Genomic DNA, 5,231 nt, shown 5'->3' with positions numbered 1-5,231 from the left:
TGAGGATATTATTCCCACTATCGCCGATGAGCAGGTCTTCAAATTCCGAACCTTCGAGGTTTTCGATCGCTTGGAGCCGATCGCCTTGTGCATCTCCCGCCCAGCCCGTACCTGTTGTCAGACTGACGGATACAGGTGTTGCGGAGGTGAAGTAGGAAGCCGTATCGTTGCCTTCCCCGCCATCGAGCAGATCGGCATCCGTACCGCCAACGAGGAAATCGTTACCGTTCTGACCGAATAGAGAGTCTGCGCCTGCTTCGCCAAAAATAATATCGTTGCCGCTTCTGGCGTTAACTATGTCATTACCTGCGCCAGCGTTGATGATATTGGCTTGGCTATCGCCGATGATTTCATCATTGAAGGCGGAGCCGACGACATTTTCGATGTTATAGATCGCGTCGATACCGCCAAAACCGTCAAGAGCTTGATTTTGCTCTAAGTTGACGATGACTCGATTTGGGTCGCGGCGGTAGCTGACAGTATCACTGTCTTCGTTGTCGTAAGTATAACTGTACTCGCCGCCGGATTCTGAGTTTCGGCTGCGACGATAGTAATTGGGAGCCGAGTTTTCGCCGCCGTCAAGGTAGTCATTGCCAGCATTACCAACTAGTAAGTCATCTCCGGTTAAGCCTTGGATGCGGTTGTCTAGGTTGTTGCCAATCAGCACGTCATCAAACTCAGAACCGATGATATTTTCTAGATTGCGGAGTGTATCTACAGTACCAAAACCATCTTGAGCTGTACCAGCAGCGATCGTAAAGTTGGGTTCGGTGTCGGTAGGGATGGGGGTAGTGGTAACGATGCTGGTATGAACAAAGCCGCCAGGATTTTGATAGTTTAGTGCTTCATCAATATTGACGACTACACCACGGGGGGAATTGTCGTAGCTGACAGTATCAACTTCAGTACCACCGTCAATAAAGTCATTGCCTGCTTCTCCAAGTAGTAGGTCATCGCCAGCATCACCAGACAGTTTGTCAGCGTCAGCCCCGCCGTATAGAGTATCAGCACCAACCCCACCCGCTAGCTCGTCATCGCCAGTGTCACCATTTAGGATGTCATCGCCGCTTTCCCCAAAGAGTCGATCGTTGCCTGCTTTGCCTTCAATTGTGTCATCATCATCACCACCCAGGATACTATTAGCTTGGCTGTGACCAATTAAGACATCGCCAAAGTCAGATCCGATGATATTTTCAATGTTGATGAGGGTATCGAGTCCATCGATGCCATCAAAGCCAACGCCTGTAGATAGATCGACAGATACGCCGATGGAAGAGGTATTGAACGAGCGGCGGTAGCTGACAGTATCAGTTCCATCACCACCATCAAGGAAATCGTCGCCACCGTTACCAATCAGTAAGTCATTACCATCTGAGCCATTGAGGCTGTTTTTGAGGGCGTTGCCAATCAGGATATCATTGTAGGCAGATCCGGTAATGTTCTCTAGGTTGCGGAGAGTCTCGGTGCTACCAAAACCATCTAAGGCTGTACCTGAATCAATGACGAAGGAGGGTTCGAGGTCGTTAGGATAGGCTGTATTACTGTAGCCTTGAGTTTCGTCGATATTAACGACAACGCTGTTAGGAGAAGTTTCGTAGAGCGCAGTATCATTACCTGTTCCTCCGTCTAGCTCATCTGTACCTGCGCCGCCATCAAGGATGTCATTGTCTGCGCCGCCATCAAGGGTGTCATTGCCCATACCACCATTTAGGGTGTCATTACCAGCACCACCATCAAGAATGTCATCCTCATTTTCGCCGTTTAGAAGATCGTTGTCGTCTCCCCCATTTATAGAATCAGCACCTATACCACCATTGAGTGTGTCATTGCCAGCACCACCATCAAGGGCATCATTACCACCCTCCCCGTTGAGAACATCATCATCACCTTCCCCGTAAGCGAAATCACTATCTTTACCACCAATAATTGTATCGTTACCCTTTCCACCATAGAGTCGATTGTAACCACTGCCACCCTCTATTAAATCATTACCACTGCCGCCATAAATTACATCATTGCCATCGTTTCCGTTGAGTTTAGCCCTCATCGTAATTTCGGGCTTAATTATAATCTCATCGTCTGCCTGACCTCCATCAGCAGAAATCTCCATGACACTATCGTAGTTTTGTGTGAAACCAAATGCAGTGACAGTAACAGTTGAACCTTCTTTAAAAGCTACTGTAAAAGCTTCAGCTCCATCAGTAGTGTTGTAATTTTTACGTTCGCCAGCCAAAGGCCCCATATTAAGCTGTAAAACACCATTAGCTCCAGTTGCAAGAATAGGAGGCGGCGGTGGTGCCGAGGAAGAACTATTGCTACCAAATGTTGCGAGAACTTGGGGAGGGCTTTTCCAATCCCAACGCTCGCCGAGTCTTTGTCCTAAAAATACTTTATCAGGCCGTCCGACTTCTGCATATGCTTCTAGACGTGCAGTTATCTCACCATATAAATTAAACAAACTAGCTGGATTGCTTGCAAACGCAGAGCCAAATTCAGAAGTCCGAATCTTGCCATTTACTCCATCAACACTGCCATTGTCAACTAAATCTGCAAATAAAGTGCCATAAATCCCACCGCCGACTCCACCTCTTGCTAATACAACATTTAGTTCGCCAAAAGCTTTGATACTAGCCTCTAGCGTAGCTTCGGCTACATCTTTACCAGTTTGTGGATCGAGATCGTTTATGTAGAATCCGTCAAAGATTTTACTGGGATCTGAAAAGTTGTTCTGCTTAAATTGTTCAATTCCAAATGTGTCATATCCAAAGCTAAGGTTAACCGTCGCTCCGATATTGCCTTCAAGCCTCGCACCAAGAGGCCCAATAATAGGGAAGTACTCACTAAATTTAAAATTGATACCCAACTCGGGCATCTTATACATAAACAGATCGACACCTGGTTTTCCCAGAAGTAACCCAAAAATAGATTCTTGTTTAAGGATAGGTAAGTTGTTATCTCCGCCAACTAAGTCTACAAAACTATTTAAAAAAGTTCTTTCCTTGGAATTATCTGGGAGCTGAGTCTTCCAATCATCAGTAGAATCAGTTAGCTTTGGAATTACACTAGTTGGAGCGAAAGTATTTATGCGAAGATTTGCGCTGCCAAAGTTGAAGCTACCTAGCCCGATTGAAATATCGCTAGTTGGAATACTATTAGAGAGATCTACAACCTTCTTAATTGCATCAATATACCCTCTTTTTACAGGGCTACCCAGAAACGCAGCAAGGTCAAGTAGATCGATATTACCATCCTTATTGTCGTCCAACCCATTCACTATGTCGCCAGCAACATCTTTAAGATCTTTGAATAGATCGATGGGTTTTACTAAAGCATCTATCAGAGGTTGAATAGGCTGAGTAATAGAGTTGATTTGACTCAAGATCGGACTAATAAAATTCTGAAAGAACGTTCCTAGCTTTAACTCGACGTTATTAAATCCAGCCGTTACTATCGCATTAGAATCTACTAAAGACCAATCAAGATCAAAAACTGAGTCGATCGAAGGTAAGCCTTTTGCGCCACCAAAGTTTGTAGTCAGAGGTAGCTTGAATTGTAAAATATTTTCTGGAGTAATATTAAAATAATTTTCATTTCCAAACAAACTATCTAGATCTCGATCTAGCTTTGTTAATATTTGCTTAGTTGCATCTGAATCCTGCGGAAGCCTTTCAAGATCTTCGATTGAATTACTAATATTACCAAGAATTTGAGAAAATCTATCTTTCTCATTTGATGGGTCATCACCAAATGGCAACTTTAAAGTGGTCAGTAGTGATTCTATTTGTTGAAGATTAGTGACGATTGTGCTTGAGCTTAAATTAGATGCCATTGCTAATTCCTTGGATTTGATTTAAAAAATAATTCACGTCATGCAATAAGTTAATTGCGTAACTAATTGCTTCTCATCAACTTTTGTCAATACTTCTATCTTGACAATTAATGAATGTGTATCAAACTCTGGTAAATAGCCTGCGATTGACACAGTTCGATCGGAAATGCTTCCCTTGAGATTCAATGAAAACCTGATTAAATCTCAATGCCTAAATATAATCTCAACTCGATCGATCTGTCAGTAAGAAAAAGTAACAAAAAGTGAGTAATATTTTTCGCAGACTGTAAAGTAATGTGAAGCGATCGAACATCCGGTGTATCGGTTCGTTGGCGAAGCCTCTCTGAAAGAGAATCGATCGTGCCGCGTCATCGCTCGTCAATCTCGCGCTACTGTATAGATTCACTCGATCGAGATCCCGATCTCACAAAATTAAATTATCCAGTCGGCGATCGCATCACCAGTCTAGAAACAGGATGTAGACTCGCTCTACTCTGTATAGACAATAGATTCACAACAGGCGAAAATGAGGATAAATAAGGCTAAAAATATTATGTCTTCTTCAGCCTCTCGCGCTCCTCGCGATAGTAGTATGAATATCCGCCTCAACCGTCAGCAACGGGATACACTCGATCGAGCAGCCCGTTGTCTGGGCAAAAATCGGTCTGATTTTGTCCTGGAAATAGCTTGTCGGGAAGCAGAGCATGTGTTGCTAGACCAAGCTTATATTGCCGTTGGTGAAGAGACATTTACCAACTTTTGTCAAATGCTTGATTCTCCACCCGAACCTTCCGAAGGCTTGCGTAAACTCATGCAGGTTAAAGCACCTTGGGCATAGAACAATTGCCGTTACAGCCACCTGTTTCCTTAACATCTACTCATCTAGTCACATTTGATTGTGGTGTTGACTCGCTCAATGAATGGCTGGACAAACGGGCGTGGAAAAATCAGGTGCTCGGTGTATCGCGGACATTTGTAGTTAGCAATGGTGAAAGCGAAAAGTGCATTTGGTCGGCTCGCCGACCATTAGGTCTTGGGGCGCGAGCTTTTGGGGGGAAGCTTCCCCCCAAAACGTCGCTTCTTTGCCGAAGTGGAGCACATTTTCAAGACATTGTCATCGGTTATTATTGTCTCAGCAGTGCAGCGATCGACCGGATCGAACTACCCAAAGCGAAACAGCGCAATATGCCCGATCCAATTCCCGCAGCACTAATCGGTCGGTTGGCTGTCGATTTGCGATATCAAGGACGGAAAATTGGTCTAAGTTTGCTGCAAGATGCGCTCGATCGGATTATTACGGCATCACAAAGCATTGGGGTCGCCTATATTTTGGTTCATGCTTTGGATGATGGGGCGAAACGTTTCTATGAAGTTAATGGCTTTGTGGCAATTCCCGAACGAC

Annotated in this window: 3 protein-coding genes; 2 read left to right on the top strand and 1 reads right to left on the bottom strand. The window is 44.5% G+C overall.

Going from position 1 to position 5,231, the window contains the following annotated elements; all coding sequences use genetic code 11:
- Positions 1-3,829 (bottom strand): calcium-binding protein (locus ACEW9J_RS03465; RefSeq protein WP_373543750.1); only part of this gene is annotated, 3,829 nt, incomplete at its 3' end.
- Between the two features lie 553 nt (positions 3,830-4,382).
- Here ACEW9J_RS03465 and ACEW9J_RS03460 point away from each other — a divergent pair.
- Together ACEW9J_RS03460 and ACEW9J_RS03455 are read left to right on the top strand one after the other, a co-directional pair.
- Positions 4,383-4,667 (top strand): DUF1778 domain-containing protein, encoded by a 285-nt coding sequence (locus tag ACEW9J_RS03460; protein ID WP_373543749.1) that lies wholly within the window; start codon positions 4,383-4,385, stop codon positions 4,665-4,667.
- On the top strand, positions 4,658-5,231 hold a 574-nt coding region (locus ACEW9J_RS03455; RefSeq protein WP_373543748.1), incomplete at its 3' end, for a GNAT family N-acetyltransferase. The genes ACEW9J_RS03460 and ACEW9J_RS03455, both read left to right, overlap by 10 nt.

This window comes from Chamaesiphon sp., assembly GCF_041737865.1.
Lineage (GTDB): Bacteria > Cyanobacteriota > Cyanobacteriia > Cyanobacteriales > Chamaesiphonaceae > Chamaesiphon.
This window is presented reverse-complemented; position numbering and strand designations above follow the sequence as displayed.